A 16,828-nucleotide genomic window follows, 5' to 3' on the forward strand; every position below is an offset into this window, starting at 1 on the left:
GCACAGCTCGAACGCCTCGCCACCCCCATGCAGAAAAACGGCTATGGTCAATATTTGCTCCAACTTTTGCAGGAGGGACTCCGATGAACGTGATAGCGACAGCCTTGCCCGAGGTCCTGATTCTCGAACCGAAGGTTTTTGGGGACGAGCGGGGCTTCTTTCTGGAAAGCTACAATCGCAAGACCTTTGCCGCCGATACCGGGCTGGATGTGGAGTTCGTGCAGGATAATCATTCCCGCTCCGTGCGCGGGGTGCTGCGCGGCATTCATTACCAGCTCGTCAAACCCCAGGGCAAACTGGTCCGGGTGGTCAGTGGCCGGGTCTGGGATGTGGCCGTGGATTTGCGCCGGAGCTCGCCCCACTTCGGGAAATGGGCCGGGGTGGAGCTGTCTGCCGGGAACCATCGCCAGTTCTGGGTGCCGCCGGGCTTTGGTCACGCTTTTGTGGTGCTGAGTGAATCGGCGGACTTTCTCTACAAGACCACGGAATACTGGTATCCCGAACACGACCGCAACATCCTCTGGAATGATCCGGACCTGGCCATTGACTGGCCGCTGACTGACCTTGACCTGCCGGACAAGCAACCGACACTGGCCGCCAAGGACGCCGCCGCCCCCCGTTTTGCCCAAGCAGAGCTCTACGATTGAGTAGCGAAGCCGCCGTGCCTTGCTGGATACCCGTGCTGGGCATGCACCGCAGCGGCACCAGTGCCCTTACGCGCGGGCTGCTGACTCTGGGCGTGCAACTGGGGGCGCATCTGATGGAGCCCATGCCCGAGGTCAATCCCAAAGGTTTTTGGGAAGACATGGACATCTACCACCTGAATGAAGCTATGCTCCAGAGCTTGGGTTCCCAGTGGTATCACAGTACCCCCTTGTCATCGGAACAGATTGCGCAGTTGGTGGACGTCGGTTTTCTGGAGCAGACCGTGGCCCTTCTGCATAGCAAGCGTCAGGAAGGGCAACCTTATGCCTTCAAAGACCCGCGCTTGTGCCGCCTGCTGGCATTCTGGCAACAGGCGTTAGCCCGGGCGGGTGGAAAGGTCGCCTACTGCCTGGCCCTGCGCAACCCGGTAAGCATCGCCGACTCCCTGCAAAAACGGGATGGCATGGACCGCACCCAAAGCTATCTGCTCTGGCTGACCCATACTTTGAATAGCATTCTGTTGACCCATGGCCAAGAGCGGATTCTGGTGAACTATGATCACTTGATCCAGGCCCCTGGGGCGCAGCTGCGCCATACCCGCCATACCCAAACCGACCTGAAGCAGGACCCCGACTGCCCGCCCATGGTAATCGGCCTGTATCGGGATCTGCTGGCCGTGGCCGAAGACCGGAAAGCCTTGGACACCCCCGCACTGCTGCAACGCCACCAACGCGCCTGGAAAGATCTGCAGACCATGCGCCCCCTGCTGCGGGCCATGGACCGGATGGTGGATGCTGTGCTGCAAGCTGCCTCATGAGAGGGATGGTGCCGGTCAGGCTGCCTGCTTCAAGAGCATCGTGGAGTCTATGGACCATGTCACCAGCGGCGAGTATCGTCAGTGGGTGGGTAAACAATACGGGGGCGACCATGCCAACGATTAGTATGTTTTACGGGATCGTTATCTATACTCTATTTTTTTGACGACGAGCGTCACAATTTGCCGCATATTCATGCCAAGTACCAAGGCCAGGATGCCTCGTTTTCGATGCTCGATGGCAGTTTGTTGAGTGGTGTGCTTCCACATTCCAAAGTGCGTCTGGTTCAGGCGTGGATCGAAATCCACCGTGAAGATTTGTTGGCTGATTGGGAGTTGGCGGTGAACGGGCAAACGCCCTTCCCGATTGATCCCTTACGTTGAGGTGAAGCAATGGAAAGCGTTGTACGTGTTTTACCCCGGGACGACTTTACTTTGGAGTTGTGGTTTGACACTGGGGATCATCGTCTCTTTGACATGACCCCTTATTTGGATAAAGGGGCATTTACCCGGCTGAAGAACCCGGACGAGTTCAAGCGGGCTTATGTGGGCTTTGATACGGTCTGCTGGCCAGACAACTTGGATATGGCACCGGAAACGCTATTTGATCGTTCGGAACCTTTGGGCGGGGCGCTTCCCCTATGACGAAGTTGGTTGACTGATTCATCTGCACCTAAAAAGCGGCAGGAATGTCACCCATGCGCCGAAAGGTGGCGTTGAAGGGATCCACATACCTCAGCAGAATGAGCACGGAGCCCTTGAATTGTAATTGTTGACACCCAGCATAAAGGCGCTCGGAAGCAATGCCGAGCAAGCCCGTAATATGGCTTTCCGCCATGTGAATCGCTTGCGGTGAAGGCCGCATAGACACTACGCTGGCATGATCCGGCAGATCTTGGACCGGTTGCTGCAACCCGTGTCATGAGGGGATGGTGCCGGTCAGACTGCCTGCTTCAGGGCATCGTGGAGTCTGTGACTAGCGGTTTCCGACAGGCTGACTGGTTCAAAGCAAGGTGCTGGATAGAGATAGTCTTCGCCGCTTTGATCGAGAATGCGAATGAACCCGCGCTGGTCTACCGCTTCGACAACCTCGTATATTTGACCTATTGCCACGTCATCCATGGAAAATTCGCCGCCTTGCGGCTTGTTGACGCACACCACAAATTTTATAGCCATCGTTTTACCTTCATTTTGACTTTGCCAACGCCATGAGCTTCATACCAATGTAACTCGGCAGTCGCCAAGGAGCCATCATCCAGACATATGGAGGCAACTCCTTTCTTCTTTTTCCAGTTTCCTTCACCGTACCGTTCCCGAAGATTGGCCCTCTCCCTGATACCGGACCCATCGGCGATAGTCTCAATATGTTGAATAGTTCCAACGATTTTCACGCTGACTGCCTTGCCGGGTCAATATATGCTACGAGCGATTATAGCGTTTCCATATCAATTGAAGAAGTATACGGGAAGTCATCGGGCAGTTGTTGGGGCAGTTGGAGGATTCTCCGGACTGGTTTCCCGATAAGGCGCAAATGGAGCGCGTCGGCATCCTGGCCGTGGTGGACTGGGGTTTGGAAGTCCGCCAAGTGGCCCAGCAGGCCGGGCTCTACTGCGCCGGGTCCGGCAGGGATTCTCGTTTTGAAGACGGTACTCGTCACAGGTGCCTCGGGTTTTACCGGGCGCTATATGGCCGATCTGCTCCCACGGACTTCGGCGTGACGATGCTCTGGCTTATCTGCGCTATTTGACATCTATTGCCCACTTGCAGGATGTGTATTACCTGTGGCGTCCATTTTTGCGTGATCCGGACGACGACATGGTGCTGGAGTGCGCCGTGGCATCAAACAGTCAGTTCCTGGTGACCCTTAATATTCACGATTTTCAGCGGATTGTTGAGCTGGGGTTAACGCCCATCACCCCGGCATCTTTTCTGACTTTGTTGAGGAGTGCATCATGACAGCCCTGACCGTACGTCTGCCGAATTCAGTGCATGCCAAGATCCGCGAACTGGCTGCGCGTGACGCGATTTCGGTGAATCAGTTTATTGCCAGCGCGGCTGCGGAAAAGTTGGCATCCATGCTGACCCTGGACTTTTTGCGTCAGGAGGCAGCCCAGGGTCGGCGGGCGGATTTCGAACGCTATCTGAGCGCCATCCCGGATGTGCCGGACGAGGCTGACAAGGTTTGATGATAAATGGGGTCAGGTCTAGCTTTGTAGCATGTGCATCCGGGTCAGACCTGCGCCGCGTCCGGCAGGGGTTTGCATTCTAATCTCATATCAGATCGTTATGGGTTGGCCAGGCTTTGGAAACCGATGTTAGACAACCGGCTGTGTTTATTCATTCGCTTTGGCGATCGGGCAGCACACCGTCCACGGCGAAAACCCAGCATCAAGGCACTCAGAAACAATGCCGAGCAAGCCCGTAATATGGCTTTCCGCTATGCGGATCGCTTGCGGTGAACGGCAACGCCGAAGACCGAAAAGCCTTGGACACCTCCGCCTTGCTGCAAGCTACCTCATGAGTGCCAGGTTCTGCTGGATGTAGAGCGGCCGCGCGCTATAATCATTGCACGGGTTTGATGAGGGAGCGAGGCAATATGTCCACCAGCACGGAGCACATTACCTGGGATGACGTAAAAAAACTGGTCTTCAGCCTGGCGGAGCAGTCCAGGGAGACGGATCGCCGGATGCAGGAAACCGATCAGATATTGCAGAAGTTGGGCAGAGAAACTGACCGCCAACTCCGGGAGCTGGGCAAACAGATCGGCGGCCTGGGGGACAAGTTCGGTTATTTCACGGAAGGGCTGGCCTTGCCCTCCATGGAACGTATCCTGATCCAGCGTTTTGCCATGGAAAACATTAGCCCCCGGCTGCGGGTGCGCCGCCTGGGACAGGAGCGGGAATACGACGTTCTGGCCTGGAGCAATGACCGACAGTTGGCGGTCATGGTGGAGGTCAAGAGCCGGGTAAAGAAGGACGCCATCGAGCAGCTCCTGGGGCAGTTGGCGGATTTCCCGGACTGGTTTCCCGATAAGGCGCAGATGGAGCGCATCGGCATTCTGGCTGGAGTGGACTGGGATTTGGAAGTCCGCGAAGAGGCCCAGCAGGCCGGGCTCTATACCGCCGACATCCACGACGAGATCTTCGAGATCCGGGTTCCCGAAGGATTTACGCCCAGGCATTGGCGCTAGCCCGGGCCACCCTCTGTTTTCTTTGAAAGAATTACGGGGGTGGAGTAGCTCCGCCGCATTCAGCATCACCAGGTGCGTCTCGATGGTGCCCCACCCGTATCCGAGTTGCGAATCAACTGCGGCCCCGGTTATCGGGTGTATTTCAAGCAGCGAGGCCGAGATCTCATCATTCTCCTGGCTGGCGGAGACAAGAGCACTCAAGCCAATGACATCAAGGCCGCATTGCGTCTCGCGCGGAACCTTTCGGAGTAGTTGCCATGACCAAGACTGTTACCACTCGTTATGACGTTGCAGAACACCTCAGAACACCGGAAGAGATGGCGGCTTATCTCGAAGCCTGCCTTGAAGAAGCAGATGGTGATGCTGCCTTCATTGCAAAGGCTCTTGGTGATATTGCCCGTTCCAAGGGCATGACCCAGGTTGCCCAAGACGCGGGCCTCTCCCGCGAAAGCCTTTACAAGGCGCTTTCCGGGGAGCGTAGCCCCGGTTTTGACACCATCCTCAAGGTCATTGGCGCCCTTGGCCTAAAGCTGCATGCTGAGGCAATGCATCGACCGTAAGCAAGTCAACGCAATATGAATAAGGAGAACACGAGGTCGGCGTGGTGTCTATGCGGATCGCTTGCGGTGACGACCGCATAGACACCACGCTGAAATGATCCGGCAGATCATGGATCGGATGGTCGATGTCCTGCTGCAACCAGCGTCATGAGTGTCGGGTCGCGCTGGCTGTTGGGCTACCCCGCGTTATTCGGATGCAGGAAACCGACCGCCAACTCCGGGAGCTAGGCAAACAGATCGGCGGCCTGGGGGGACAAGTTCGGTTACCTCAGTCATGCGGGAAGGCTGGTTACCAGCCAGCAGAAGTACTGGTCGCCGGCGCAAGCCTATAACGGGATGGCTGGCTTGACGCCGTTGGGGGGCAGGTCTAGCTTTAGAGCAAAATTCTTGCGGAGGCTATTGTGACGATTCAAGCCGGTGTCAAAACCGTTATATCCGTTGCCGACTATTTGGAAAGCGAACAACTCAGCGAGATCAAGCACGAATATCTCGCCGGACAGGTGTTGGCTATGACGGGTGCCAGTGACCGGCATGGCCTGATCGCTGGTGGCATGTTCGTGGCCCTGCACTCCCTGGCCCGCAAGCGCGGTTGTCAGCTCTTTATGGCGGACATGAAGGTGCGGGTGAATGATGGCGAGGAAAGCTATTTCTATTACCCAGACCTGCTCCTGGCCTGCGATCCGGAAGACCGCGCATCCCCTTACTACCGCGCCCGCCCCTGCCTGATCGTGGAGATTGCCTCGCCTTCCACCGCCCGCATCGACCGGCGGGAAAAGCTTTTTGCCTACCGGCACATTCCCGGGCTGCGTGAATACGTCATCATCGACCAGGATGTTCGCAGGGCGGACATCTTTCGTTATCCGGAGGGGATTCACGATACCTGTCAGGAGGGCAGCTTCCGGCTCGCCTGTCTGGATGCAGACATCAACCTGGAAATCATCTATGCCGATGTGGAATGAGGTCTGGCTCCGCTGTAAGCTCTCCGCCTGAGGAGGGCGTTGCCCAATGACGCGCTATGAATTCTCGTCCCCCGCAGCGAGTGCTGGTGACCAGCTCAGCCAATGTGTATGGCACGCCGGGGGTGGAGGTCATCGACGAATCCATCTGTCCGGCGCCGGTCAATCACTATGCCTGCAGCAAGCTGGCCATGGAACACATGGTCCGCACCTTTGGCGAACGCTTGCCCATCGTGATGACTCGGCCTTTCAACTACACCGGAGTCGGACAGGACGAAAAATTCCTCATCCCCAAGATTGTCTCCCACTTCCGCCGCCGGGCACCGGCCATAGAGCTGGGCAATCTGGACGTGAGCCGGGATTTTTCCGATGTGCGCGACGTGGTCGCCATTTATGCGCATCTGCTGCTGGACGCCGCTGCGGAAGTCTGCGGCCAGACTTTCAATGTTTGCTCGGGCCAGGCTTACTCTCTGCGCGAGATAATGGCCCTGGTCGAGCAGATCAGTGGCCATCACCTGGAAGTACGGATCAACCCCGCTTTTGTTCGTGCCAACGAAGTGCCGCGCCTGCTGGGTTCGGCCGCCCGCTTGCAAGCGCATCTCGGTCCCTTGACGCATATCTCCATGGATCAGACCTTGGGCTGGATGCTGGAAAACTGATAAGTACTGTCTGAGCCCGCAGTGCCTCCGGGAATTATTTGACCCGCATCCCCGGTTGGGCGCCCGTATCGGGTGACAACAGGAAAGGCCCGCCTTCCGGGCCGCTCGCAGCCATGACCATGCCCTCGGATAAGCCGAAACGCATTTTGCGTGGCGCCAGATTGGCCACCATGACCGTGAGCCGCCCTTGCAGGCTGGCAGGATCGTAGGCGCTCTTGATACCCGCGAACACCGAGCGGGTTTTTTCCTCACCAATATCCAGGGTTAGATGCAGCAGTTTATCGGCGCCTTCCACTGCTTCAGCCGCGACAATGCGGGCAATGCGCAAATCAACCTTGCTGAAATCCTCGATGCTGATGGTGCTGCTATCATCGCCAGGGCTGGCTTTGGCTGCTGGCGGTGTCTGCGCAGCTTTTGCCGTGCTGGCGCTGGCAGGGGCGGTAGCCGTTTCCGTAGGGATCTGAATCAAGGCATCTACCTGGGATTTTTCCATACGCTGCAACAAGTGGCTATAGGGTTGAATGGCATGATTCAACAAGGGTTGCGCCAGTCCTGTCCAGCTCAGTTCCGTTTGTAAAAAGGCCAGGGATTTCCGGGCCAGTTCAGGAAGCACCGGGCTCAGCAAGGTCACCAGCACCCGAAAGCCATTGAGGGTAAGCGTGGCGACACGGTGCAGGTCTTCCCGCTGTTCGGGATTTTTGGCCATGGTCCAGGGGGCATTCTGATCCACATAGGCATTGATCTGATCGGCCAGCGCCATGATGTCGCGCATGGCCCGGCCATACTCGCGGCTTTCATAAGCCTCGCCGATGCTTTCCTGCTGCTGTAGCAGGCTGGTGTAAAAGGCCTGGTCGATGCCGAGAGAGGCGGCCAATTGTCCGCCAAAAAAGCGGTGAATGAATCCCGCCGCCCGGGATGCCAGATTGACCACCTTGCCGACCAGGTCGCCATTCCCTTTGAGAAGGAAATCTTCCAGATTGAGGTCGATGTCTTCGGCATGACTGTTCAGGCGGGTGGCAAAATAATACCGTAAAAATTCAGGATTGAGTTGCTGCAGGTACTGTCCGGCGGTGATGGAAGTCCCCCGGGACTTGCTCATTTTCGCGCCGTTGACGGTCATAAAGCCATGGGCAAAAATGCCGTCGGGCAGGCGGTATCCGGAACCCTTGAGCAAGGCCGGCCAGAATAGCCCGTGAAAGTAGATGATGTCCTTGCCGATGAAATGATAAATCTCGGCGTTGGCATCCTGCCCCCAGTAATCCTTGAAATCGCGATCGTGCTTGGCGCACCAGTGGCGGGTAGCGGCTATATAGCCGGGCATGGCGTCGAGCCAGACATAAAAGAACTTGCCCGGCGCATCAGGAATGGGGATGCCGAAATAGGGCGCGTCCCGGCTGATGTCCCAGTCGGCCAGGCCGATGCTGAACCATTCGTCCAGTTTGTGGGCCATTTCTTCCTGGAGCACACCACTGTGAATCCACTGTTTCAGGAAGGCGGTAAAATCACCCAACTGGAAGAAGTAATGCTCGGATTGCCGGCGTTCGGGAACTGCCCCCGACACTGCCGAAACCGGATTGATCAGGTCGGTGGGGCTGTAGGTGGCGCCACAGACTTCGCAACTGTCTCCATATTGATCGACAGCCTTGCAGCGCGGGCAGGTGCCGCGAATGAAACGATCTGGCAGAAAAATTCCCTCAATGGGATCGTAAGCCTGTTCAATCTCCCGGATGTTGATGTGGTCGGCGCTGCGCAGGGCGCGATAGATTTCCTGGGAAATTTCAAAATTTTCCGGAGAGTGGGTGCTGTGGTAGAGATCAAAGCTGATCCCGAAGCCGGTAAAATCGCGCAAATGTTCTGCGTGCATGCGGTCAATTAAGGCCTCAGGGGTAATGCCTTCACTCTGGGCACGCAGCATAACAGCTGTTCCATGGGCATCATCGGCGCAGACATAGACGCAATCATGACCGCGCAAGCGCTGGTAGCGGGCCCAGATGTCCGTTTGGGTATATTCCACCAGATGACCGATATGAATTGGGCCATTGGCATAGGGGAGGGCGCTGGTGATCAGGATGCGTTTTGTCATAGTGGTGATAAATTACAGGGGAAGCGCTTGTCAGGCAATGCTGTTAGAGTGCATGTAGATATCCGGCGGAGGGTTTTTGCTGCTATTTTTTGCTGCTGCTGGCAGTCAGTGCTGATCCGTGATATAAAGGGCGCCATTTTTCAGGGAGATTTATCTGATGTCCAGAGTTTGCAAGGTGACCGGCAAAAAGCCCATGGCCGGCAACAATGTTTCGCATGCCCACAACAAGACCCGTCGGCGTTTTCTGCCGAACCTCCAGTATCACCGTTTCTGGGTGGAAAGTGAAAATCGCTGGGTACGCATGCGGGTGAGCACCAAGGGTATTCGTACCATCGACAAGAAAGGTATTGATGCAGTTCTGGCTGAACTGCGTGCTGCCGGCGAAAAAATCTGAGGATTTAACTGATGCGCGACAAGATCAAAATGGTTTCCACGGCCGGTACCGGTCACTTCTATACCACGACCAAAAACAAAAAAACCACGCCGGACAAGCTGGAAATGAAAAAGTACGACCCCAAGGCCCGCAAGCACGTGGCTTATCGGGAAGACAAGATCAAGTAATTGCTCTGACTCCCTGTGGTCTCCCCTGAATCTTCAGGGAGCTTGGACCGGTTCTTTGCTCAACCATCCTTTTTTTGCTAAGTTATTAGCACTCGTGATGGTTGAGTGCTAAAGGCCGCGATTCGACTATGTACAACGTATCCCCCGTTTTATTCACTGCCGCGCTGAGGCTGTGGACGACACCCTCCCGGTTTGCCCGTAAGCTTCAGTCATGTCCGAGGCATACCTGATGGCATTGGACGAACGTGCCCGCCATCTGCTCAAATCCCTGATCGAGCAACATATTGCCAATGGTATTCCGGTAGGTAGTCGGCAACTGGTTAAAGATGCCGGTTTGAAAATCAGCCCGGCCACTGTCCGCAACGTCATGGCGGATCTGGAAGATGAGGGGTACCTGATTTCTCCCCATACGTCGGCGGGGCGTATTCCCACCCATGTGGGTTATCGCTTTTTTGTCGATGCCCTGCTGCGGGTCGTACCCCTGTCCCCCCAATCCCATCAGTTGCTAGTGCAGCGCATTGGTCATCATATTCCTGACACCGAACAGGTGCTCCACGCCGCTACGGAAGTATTGTCCGAACTGACCCACATGGCCGGATTCGTGCGGGTGCCTCGGCGCGCCAACCGGACTCTGCGCCATGTGGATTTTCTGGCGTTGCGGGAAAAAGAAGTCCTCGCCATTTTTGTGACGGACAAGGGCGACGTGGAAAACCGCCTGATTCGCACCGAACACGCTCTGAGCGCTGCCGAGCTTAATCAGGCCGCCAATTATTTCAATGAGAGTTATGGCGGTCGGCCTTTGCAGGAGGTCATTCAGCAACTGCAGCGGGATTTACAGCAATCCCGCCACGAGATGGACCGCATCCTGCGCAGCGCCATGGAACTGGGTGAGGAAATGCTCGAAGAAGACCAGCAGCGGATGCTGATTGAAGGCGAATTTCAGCTGCTGGACCTGCCCGAACTGGCCGGGAGTGAGCGCCTGCGTGAGCTGCTCAATGCCGTCCGCCAGAAGCGGGATCTGGTGCATCTGCTGGACGGCAGTATGCGCGGCAGTGAAGTGCGCCTTTTTATTGGTGAGGAGTCCGGCTTTGCGCCCTTGAGTGATTGCAGTGTGGTGTCTGCCCCTTACGTGGTGGACGGTGAAGTGCTGGGTGTGCTGGGCGTGATCGGGCCGATGCGGATGCCCTATCAACAAATCATTCCGCTGGTGGACGGCACTGCCCACCTGCTCGGTCGCGCTTTATCACAATCTTGATTGCGGCGACTTGAAAAATTTCCGGCTTTTCCCCATATGGTGGAAAACCCAACGAGTCAGGAGAAAATTGCGCATGAGTGAAGAAGAAAAACCCGTGTCCTCTTCAGAGGCTTCGGAAGAAGCTGAAGTGGCAGAAAACCCCGAAACGGCTTCGGATACCGTCAACTGGGAAGAAAAGGCGGAAGCCTACCGCAACGATTATCTGCGCGCTCTGGCCGATGCCGAAAACCAGCGCAAGCGTTCGGAAAAACAGATAGAAGATGCGCGCAATTATGCCGTTGACCGCTTTGCCAGAGAACTGCTGCCGGTCATCGATAGTCTGGAACTGGCGCTGGCGACACCTCTGGAAGGCGATGAGGCCATTACCCAATTCCGCCAGGGCATTGAAAATACCCTGACACTTTTTGCCCAGGCCTTGGGAAAAGCCGGTATCGCCCCCATAGAGATGGGCGAAGGACGTTTTGATCCACATTTGCATCAGGCCATTGCCATGGTGGAAGCAGAAGGGGATGCCAACCGGATTCTTGCTGTACACCAGAAAGGTTATCGCATGCATGACCGTCTGTTGCGGCCGGCCATGGTTTCGGTATCCAAGGCACCCAAAGCGGCATCATAACGGTCCACACACTATAAATTTATTGATTCAGGAGAACAGATAATGGCTAAGGTAATCGGCATCGATTTAGGGACCACCAATTCCTGCGTCGCGGTGATGGAAGGCGACAAGGTCAAGGTCATCGAAAACAGCGAAGGCAAGCGCACCACCCCTTCCATTGTGGCTATCACCGAAGAGGGTGAGGTGCTGGTGGGTGAAGCGGCAAAACGGCAGGCGGTCACCAACCCGGAAAACACCATTTATGAAGTGAAGCGACTGATCGGCCGCAAGTATGACGATGCCGAAGTGCAGAAAGATCTGAAGCATGTCCCCTACAAGGTCGTGAAGGCCGAAAATGGCGATGCCTGGGTGGAAGTGCGTGACAAAAAATATTCTGCGCAGCAGGTGTCTGCCTTCATTCTGCAGAAAATGAAAAAAACAGCAGAAGATTATCTGGGTGAAACGGTCAGCGAAGCAGTGATTACGGTGCCAGCTTATTTCAACGATGCCCAGCGCCAGGCTACCAAGGATGCCGGTCGTATTGCCGGCCTGGAAGTGAAGCGCATCATCAATGAGCCTACCGCAGCCGCTCTGGCTTTTGGCGAAGACAAAAAGCCCGGAGACAGCAAAATCGCGGTATATGACCTGGGTGGTGGTACTTTTGACGTGTCCATCATCGAAATTGCGGAAATGGATGGCGAACACCAGTTCGAGGTATTGTCCACCAACGGGGATACCTTCCTCGGTGGCGGCGACTTTGATAATCGCATCATCAATTACCTGGCGGATTCGTTCAAAGCCGAGGCCGGAATTGACCTGCGCAATGATCGTCTGGCCATGCAGCGGCTCAAGGAAGCAGCGGAAAAAGCCAAAATCGAGCTGTCTTCCTCCCAGCAGACCGACGTCAACCTGCCCTTCATCACCGCCGACCAGAGTGGTCCCAAGCATCTGAACATGAAGCTGACCCGGGCCAAGCTGGAATCTCTGGTGGAAGATATTATCGATCGCAGTATGGCCCCCTGCCGGGTGGCCATGAAGGACGCCAATCTGTCCACCAGTCAGGTGACCGACGTGATTCTGGTTGGTGGTCAGAGCCGGATGCCCAAAGTGCAGGAAAAGGTGAAGGATTTCTTCGGTCAGGAGCCGCGCAAGGATGTCAATCCTGATGAAGCGGTGGCCATTGGTGCGGCCATTCAGGGCGCGGTATTGTCCGGCGACAAGAAGGACGTGTTGCTCATGGACGTGACGCCCCTTTCCCTGGGTATCGAAACCCTGGGCGGCGTGATGACCAAGCTGATCGAAAAGAACACCACCATCCCGACCCGCAAGTCCCAGGTGTTTTCGACGGCGGAAGATAATCAATCGGCGGTGACGGTGCATGTGTTGCAGGGTGAGCGCGAACTCGCCCGGGATAACAAGTCCCTGGCGCGTTTTGATCTGGCCGATATTGCTCCGGCTCCCCGGGGTATGCCGCAGATCGAAGTGACTTTTGATATCGACGCCAATGGCATTCTGCATGTGTCGGCCAAGGACAATCAGACCGGCAAGGAACAGTCCATCAAGATCACCGCCGGTTCCGGCCTTTCTGAGGAGGAAATCAAGCGGATGGTCGCCGAGGCCGAAGCCCATGCGGCCGATGACAAGAAGGCGCGGGCTTTGATTGAAGCCCGGAATGAAGCCGATGCCAGCATCCACGGCGCCCGCAAAGCCCTGAATGAGCAGGCGTCCGCTCCCGAAGCAGACAAGGCCAAGGTCACTGAAGCTATTGCGGCAGTGGAATCGGCGGTCAAGGGTGAAGATACCGAGGCTATCAAAAGTGCGGTCGCTACCCTGATGGCGGCCATGTCCACACTGTTGCAGAGTGCGGCGGGTAGTCAGGCCGAGGCCGGTGCTGCCGGGGCTGGTGAAGGTCAGGCCAAGGCCGATGATGTGGTCGATGCGGAGTTTGAAGAAGTCGACAAGAAGTAATTCAGACTTTGGTGATAAGGGGGCAGGATCTGGTATCCTGTCCCCTTGCCTGTTTCAGGATAAAAAATGGCTACACGCGATTATTACGAAATTTTGGAAATTACGCGCACGGCAGACGATGGGGAAATCAAAAAATCCTACCGTCGCCTGGCCATGCGCTATCATCCCGACCGCAATCCCGATGATCCCAGCGCGGAAGATCGCTTCAAGGAAATCAGCGAAGCCTACGAGGTGTTGTCCGACCCTTCCAAGCGACAGGCTTATGATCGCTTCGGGCATGCAGGTGTGCAGGGCGGTGGCGGACCAGGTGCCGGTTTTGGCGGTGGCTTTGGCGGTTTCGGCGGAGGCGGTGGTGGTGGCTTCGGCGATATTTTCGGCGATTTGTTCGAGCAGGCTTTTGGCGGCGGACGCGCCCAGGATTCGGGGCGTGGTTCGGATTTGCGCTATGAACTGGACCTGCGCTTGAAGAAGCCGCGCTGGGCAAGACCGTCACCATTCAGATTCCCAGTTCAGCTCCCTGCGAAGTCTGTCATGGGAGTGGGGCTAAACCCGGCAGCAAGGTGGAAGATTGCAGTACCTGCGGTGGTCGTGGGCAGGTACGTATGGTCCAGGGCTTTTTCTCGGTGACCCGTCCCTGTCCCCAGTGTAATGGCAGTGGCAAGACCATCAAGGATCCCTGCACGGCCTGTCAGGGGCACGGCAGGGTGCGCAAAACCCGGAATCTGGAAGTCAAAGTGCCGGCCGGGGTGGATACCGGCGACCGCATTCGCCTGAACGGTGAAGGCGAAGCCGGAGAACGGGGCGCGCCGGCGGGTGATTTGTATATCCAGGTGCGGGTGCAGCCCCACAGCCTGTTTGAGCGCGATGGCGATGATCTGCATTGTGCGGTCCCGGTGAGCTTTACCACTATGGCCATGGGCGGTGAGCTGGAAGTCCCCACCCTGACCGGTCGGGCGAAAATCCAGATTGCTCCGGGAACCCAGTCGGGTATGGTTTTCCGTCTGCGCGGCAAGGGTGTCAAGGGGGTCCGCAGCAAATTGCATGGTGATCTCCATTGTCGTCTGCAGGTTGAGGTGCCTGTCCATTTGTCGGCACGGCAAAAAGAACTGCTCGAAGAATTCGCCAGCACCACCGGCGATCAGACCCAGCATCCCCAGCAGGAAAGCTGGTGGAACAAGGCCAAAGACTTTTTTGACCGGATGGGCCTCTGATGCCTCAGTCCACGCGTCTGGCCATTACCGCCGCCTCGGGTCGGATGGGACGGGCGCTGATTCAGGCGGCGGTCGTGCGCAATGACCTGCAAGTGACTGCCGCCATTGGTCGTTCGGGTGCTGCCTATCTGGGGCAGGATGCCGGGCAACTGGCTGGCGTACAGACGCTGGGGGTGCCGGTAACGGCAGATCTGGCGGTGGTACTCGATCAGGTGGATGTGGTCATCGAGTTCGGTCCGGTGGACGCAGCCCTGACCCATGTGGCGACTTGCCTGCAGCACAAAACGCCCATGGTTATCGGGACGACAGGGTTTTCACCCGAGCAGCAGGATACCCTCAAGGTCGCCAGCCAACACATTCCCTTGTTGCTGGCGCCGAACATGAGCGTGGGCGTCAATGTACTCCTGGCCTTTCTCCCGGCCATCACCCGGGTGCTGGGTGAGGGTTACGATGCTGAAATTGTCGAAGCCCACCATCGTCACAAGATGGACGCGCCTTCGGGAACCGCCCTGGCTCTGGGGCGTGCGGTGGCCCGGGGGCGGGGCGTGGCGCTGGAAGAGGTGGCATGCATGGATCGCAATGCCATCAGCGGCCCGCGCCAAGATGGCAGCATCGGCTTTGCCACTCTGCGAGGCGCCGATGTAGTGGGTGAGCATACGGTATGGCTGGCGGGCGCGGGGGAGCGCCTGGAATTGACCCATCGCGCCGCCAGTCGCCTGAATTTTGCCGAGGGAGCCCTGCGGGCAGCACACTGGTTATCTCAACAAGTACCGGGATTTTACGATATGCAGGATGTACTTGGCTTGAAGCAGGGGCCAGTCCTGCCTTTTTCCGACTGAGTGAACGAGGAGCTTTTATCATGCAATATGTGGTCGCGAATCGGGTACCTGTGAAAGCTGAATATCGGGCCGAATTTGAAGCACGTTTCCAAAAGCGGGCCGGTGAAGTGGATAAACAGCCGGGCTTTGTGCGCATGGAAATTTTGCGCCCGGTCAATGATGATGGCGTGTATGTGGTCCTGACCCACTGGGTGGATCAGGCGGCTTTTGAGGCCTGGATGAAAAGTGACGACTTCCGCGCGGCCCATGCCAACCCTCTGCCCAAGGAAGCTTTTGGGGAAGGGGGCGGGCTGGAGCGCCACGAAGTGGTGATCAGTGCCGAGCTACCGCGCTGACTCACCGTAATTAAAACGGATTTTTGCGGATACACCGGTTAAGATGACGGCAACTTTGGATGCCGGGGATGAGGACAATCATGGCGGGATTGACACGGGAACAGGTAGAGCAGTCATTGCAGGCGATGGAAGACCCTTATCTGGGTAAAAACCTCGCGCAAGCCGGAGTGCTGAAAAGTGTGGACGGGAAGCAGATCCGGATCGAACTCCCTTACCCCAGCGCCGGGGTGGCCATCAGTCTGAGTCAGGATGTGGCGCGGCAGATTCAAAATGACCACAACCAGCAGGTTGAGGTTACGGTGGGTCATCGCATTGTCACCCATCAGGTGCAGCGCGGCGTCAAATTGATGGAAGGGGTGCGCAATATCATCGCCGTGGCTTCGGGCAAGGGCGGGGTCGGCAAATCGACGACCTCGGTGAATCTGGCCCTGGCCCTGGCCAAGGAAGGCGCCCGGGTGGGCATGCTGGATGCCGATATTTATGGCCCCAGTCAGCCGCGCATGCTCGGTATTTCCGGTAAGCCCACCAGTAAGGACGGCAAAAAAATGGAACCGATGGAAGGGCATGGCATCAAGGCCATGTCCATAGGTTTTCTCATCGATGAAGAAACGCCCATGGTCTGGCGTGGGCCCATGGTGATGCAGGCCCTGGAACAGTTGCTGTCGGATACGCGCTGGGGCGAACTGGATTATCTGGTGATTGATTTGCCGCCGGGTACTGGCGATACCCAGTTGACCCTGGCCCAGAAGGTGCCGGTTTCCGGAGCGGTAATTGTCACCACGCCTCAGGATATTGCTCTGCTGGATGCCCGCAAGGGTTTGAAAATGTTTGAGAAGGTCGGCGTGCCCATTCTCGGTGTTATCGAGAACATGAGCTTTTACATCTGTCCTAAATGTGGCAATGAGGATGACATTTTCGGGCATGGCGGCGGCGCGGCCATGGCCGAGCAGGATGGGGTGGAATTTCTCGGGGCCATTCCCCTGGATCGCAGCATTCGCAGTGAGGCGGATAACGGGGCACCCACGGTGGTGGCACACCCGGATTCGCGTCTGGCCAAGATCTACATCGAGCTGGCCCGTCATGTAGCCGGACGGGTGGCCAATCAGGCGGTGGATCACAGCCACAAATTCCCCAATATTGTCGTGCAGAACCGCTGA

The 16,828-nt window shown here is 56.9% G+C and carries 22 protein-coding genes and 1 pseudogene; 20 read left to right on the plus strand and 3 right to left on the minus strand.

Translation table 11 applies throughout. The annotated features are described in order from the left end of the window. Positions 1-83 precede the first annotated feature (83 nt). The 4 genes from rfbC to AC2VLR_RS01905 all read left to right on the plus strand — a co-directional run bounded on the left by rfbC (position 84) and on the right by AC2VLR_RS01905 (position 2,104). Positions 84-647 carry a dTDP-4-dehydrorhamnose 3,5-epimerase gene (rfbC, locus tag AC2VLR_RS01890; protein WP_486880614.1) on the plus strand — a complete coding sequence of 188 codons (564 nt, stop codon included), beginning with the start codon at positions 84-86 and terminating at the stop codon, positions 645-647. Further along, on the plus strand, positions 644-1,462 hold the full coding sequence (locus AC2VLR_RS01895) for a sulfotransferase family protein (RefSeq protein ID WP_486880615.1): 819 nt from the start codon (positions 644-646) through the stop codon (positions 1,460-1,462). Before rfbC ends, AC2VLR_RS01895 begins: the two co-directional genes overlap by 4 nt. 147 nt (positions 1,463-1,609) lie before the next feature. Then, positions 1,610-1,843 (plus strand): DUF4160 domain-containing protein, encoded by a 234-nt coding sequence (locus AC2VLR_RS01900; RefSeq protein WP_486880711.1) that lies wholly within the window; start codon positions 1,610-1,612, stop codon positions 1,841-1,843. Positions 1,844-1,852: 9 nt separating this feature from the next. Then, entirely contained in the window at positions 1,853-2,104 is a 252-nt protein-coding gene (locus tag AC2VLR_RS01905; RefSeq protein ID WP_486880616.1) for a DUF2442 domain-containing protein, read from the plus strand. 28 nt (positions 2,105-2,132) lie between these two features. On the opposite strand, the gene AC2VLR_RS01910 is transcribed toward AC2VLR_RS01905, so the two are convergent. Together AC2VLR_RS01910 and AC2VLR_RS01915 are read right to left on the minus strand one after the other, a co-directional pair. Then, entirely contained in the window at positions 2,133-2,297 is a 165-nt protein-coding gene (locus AC2VLR_RS01910; protein ID WP_486880617.1) for a hypothetical protein, read from the minus strand. 101 nt (positions 2,298-2,398) lie between these two features. After that, the gene (locus AC2VLR_RS01915; protein WP_486880618.1) at positions 2,399-2,635 is read right to left on the minus strand and encodes a hypothetical protein; all 237 of its coding nucleotides are present in this window, start codon (positions 2,633-2,635) and stop codon (positions 2,399-2,401) included. Between the two features lie 483 nt (positions 2,636-3,118). Here AC2VLR_RS01915 and AC2VLR_RS01920 point away from each other — a divergent pair, with 483 nt between their 5' ends. From AC2VLR_RS01920 to AC2VLR_RS01950, 7 genes are all read left to right on the plus strand, one after another. Continuing rightward, positions 3,119-3,415 (plus strand): PIN domain-containing protein, encoded by a 297-nt coding sequence (locus tag AC2VLR_RS01920; RefSeq protein WP_486880619.1) that lies wholly within the window; start codon positions 3,119-3,121, stop codon positions 3,413-3,415. Further along, on the plus strand, positions 3,412-3,645 hold the full coding sequence (locus AC2VLR_RS01925) for a toxin-antitoxin system HicB family antitoxin (RefSeq protein WP_486880620.1): 234 nt from the start codon (positions 3,412-3,414) through the stop codon (positions 3,643-3,645). The genes AC2VLR_RS01920 and AC2VLR_RS01925 overlap by 4 nt, the downstream gene beginning before the upstream one ends. 410 nt (positions 3,646-4,055) lie before the next feature. Then, positions 4,056-4,649 carry a hypothetical protein gene (locus tag AC2VLR_RS01930; protein ID WP_486880621.1) on the plus strand — a complete coding sequence of 198 codons (594 nt, stop codon included), beginning with the start codon at positions 4,056-4,058 and terminating at the stop codon, positions 4,647-4,649. 72 nt (positions 4,650-4,721) lie between these two features. Continuing rightward, a complete protein-coding gene (locus AC2VLR_RS01935) occupies positions 4,722-4,901 on the plus strand; it encodes a type II toxin-antitoxin system RelE/ParE family toxin (protein WP_486880622.1) in 180 nt (59 codons plus the stop codon). Positions 4,902-4,906: 5 nt separating this feature from the next. Beyond that, positions 4,907-5,209, plus strand: a complete 303-nt coding sequence (locus AC2VLR_RS01940) for an addiction module antidote protein (RefSeq protein ID WP_486880623.1) — start codon at positions 4,907-4,909, stop codon at positions 5,207-5,209. Positions 5,210-5,610: 401 nt separating this feature from the next. Beyond that, positions 5,611-6,168 carry a Uma2 family endonuclease gene (locus tag AC2VLR_RS01945; RefSeq protein WP_486880624.1) on the plus strand — a complete coding sequence of 186 codons (558 nt, stop codon included), beginning with the start codon at positions 5,611-5,613 and terminating at the stop codon, positions 6,166-6,168. A 56-nt stretch (positions 6,169-6,224) separates the two neighbouring features. After that, a complete protein-coding gene (locus tag AC2VLR_RS01950; protein WP_486880625.1) occupies positions 6,225-6,824 on the plus strand; it encodes a GDP-mannose 4,6-dehydratase in 600 nt (199 codons plus the stop codon). 34 nt (positions 6,825-6,858) lie between these two features. On the opposite strand, the gene metG is transcribed toward AC2VLR_RS01950, so the two are convergent. Beyond that, on the minus strand, positions 6,859-8,907 hold the full coding sequence (metG, locus tag AC2VLR_RS01955) for a methionine--tRNA ligase (protein WP_486880626.1): 2,049 nt from the start codon (positions 8,905-8,907) through the stop codon (positions 6,859-6,861). Between the two features lie 157 nt (positions 8,908-9,064). Between metG and rpmB the strand changes: the two genes are divergently transcribed. From rpmB to apbC, 9 genes and pseudogenes are all read left to right on the plus strand, one after another. Continuing rightward, on the plus strand, positions 9,065-9,301 hold the full coding sequence (gene rpmB, locus AC2VLR_RS01960; protein WP_024892956.1) for a 50S ribosomal protein L28: 237 nt from the start codon (positions 9,065-9,067) through the stop codon (positions 9,299-9,301). Between the two features lie 11 nt (positions 9,302-9,312). Next, positions 9,313-9,468, plus strand: a complete 156-nt coding sequence (gene rpmG, locus AC2VLR_RS01965) for a 50S ribosomal protein L33 (protein ID WP_215844602.1) — start codon at positions 9,313-9,315, stop codon at positions 9,466-9,468. A 229-nt stretch (positions 9,469-9,697) separates the two neighbouring features. Next, the gene (gene hrcA / locus AC2VLR_RS01970; protein WP_486880627.1) at positions 9,698-10,723 is read left to right on the plus strand and encodes a heat-inducible transcriptional repressor HrcA; all 1,026 of its coding nucleotides are present in this window, start codon (positions 9,698-9,700) and stop codon (positions 10,721-10,723) included. 73 nt (positions 10,724-10,796) lie between these two features. Further along, complete coding sequence (locus AC2VLR_RS01975; RefSeq protein WP_486880628.1) at positions 10,797-11,339, plus strand: nucleotide exchange factor GrpE; 543 nt, start codon at positions 10,797-10,799, stop codon at positions 11,337-11,339. Positions 11,340-11,381: 42 nt separating this feature from the next. Continuing rightward, the gene (dnaK, locus tag AC2VLR_RS01980) at positions 11,382-13,286 is read left to right on the plus strand and encodes a molecular chaperone DnaK (RefSeq protein ID WP_486880629.1); all 1,905 of its coding nucleotides are present in this window, start codon (positions 11,382-11,384) and stop codon (positions 13,284-13,286) included. Positions 13,287-13,352: 66 nt separating this feature from the next. After that, a pseudogene (gene dnaJ, locus AC2VLR_RS01985) lies at positions 13,353-14,497 on the plus strand (molecular chaperone DnaJ). Then, positions 14,497-15,336, plus strand: a complete 840-nt coding sequence (gene dapB, locus AC2VLR_RS01990; RefSeq protein WP_486880630.1) for a 4-hydroxy-tetrahydrodipicolinate reductase — start codon at positions 14,497-14,499, stop codon at positions 15,334-15,336. Before dnaJ ends, dapB begins: the two are co-directional and overlap by 1 nt. Positions 15,337-15,356: 20 nt before the next feature. Further along, a complete protein-coding gene (locus AC2VLR_RS01995) occupies positions 15,357-15,671 on the plus strand; it encodes an antibiotic biosynthesis monooxygenase family protein (RefSeq protein WP_486880631.1) in 315 nt (104 codons plus the stop codon). A gap of 80 nt (positions 15,672-15,751) precedes the next feature. Then, positions 15,752-16,828, plus strand: coding sequence for an iron-sulfur cluster carrier protein ApbC (gene apbC, locus AC2VLR_RS02000; protein WP_486880632.1), 1,077 nt, complete (start codon positions 15,752-15,754; stop codon positions 16,826-16,828).

Source organism: Acidithiobacillus sp. TH-A117, from assembly GCF_057473465.1.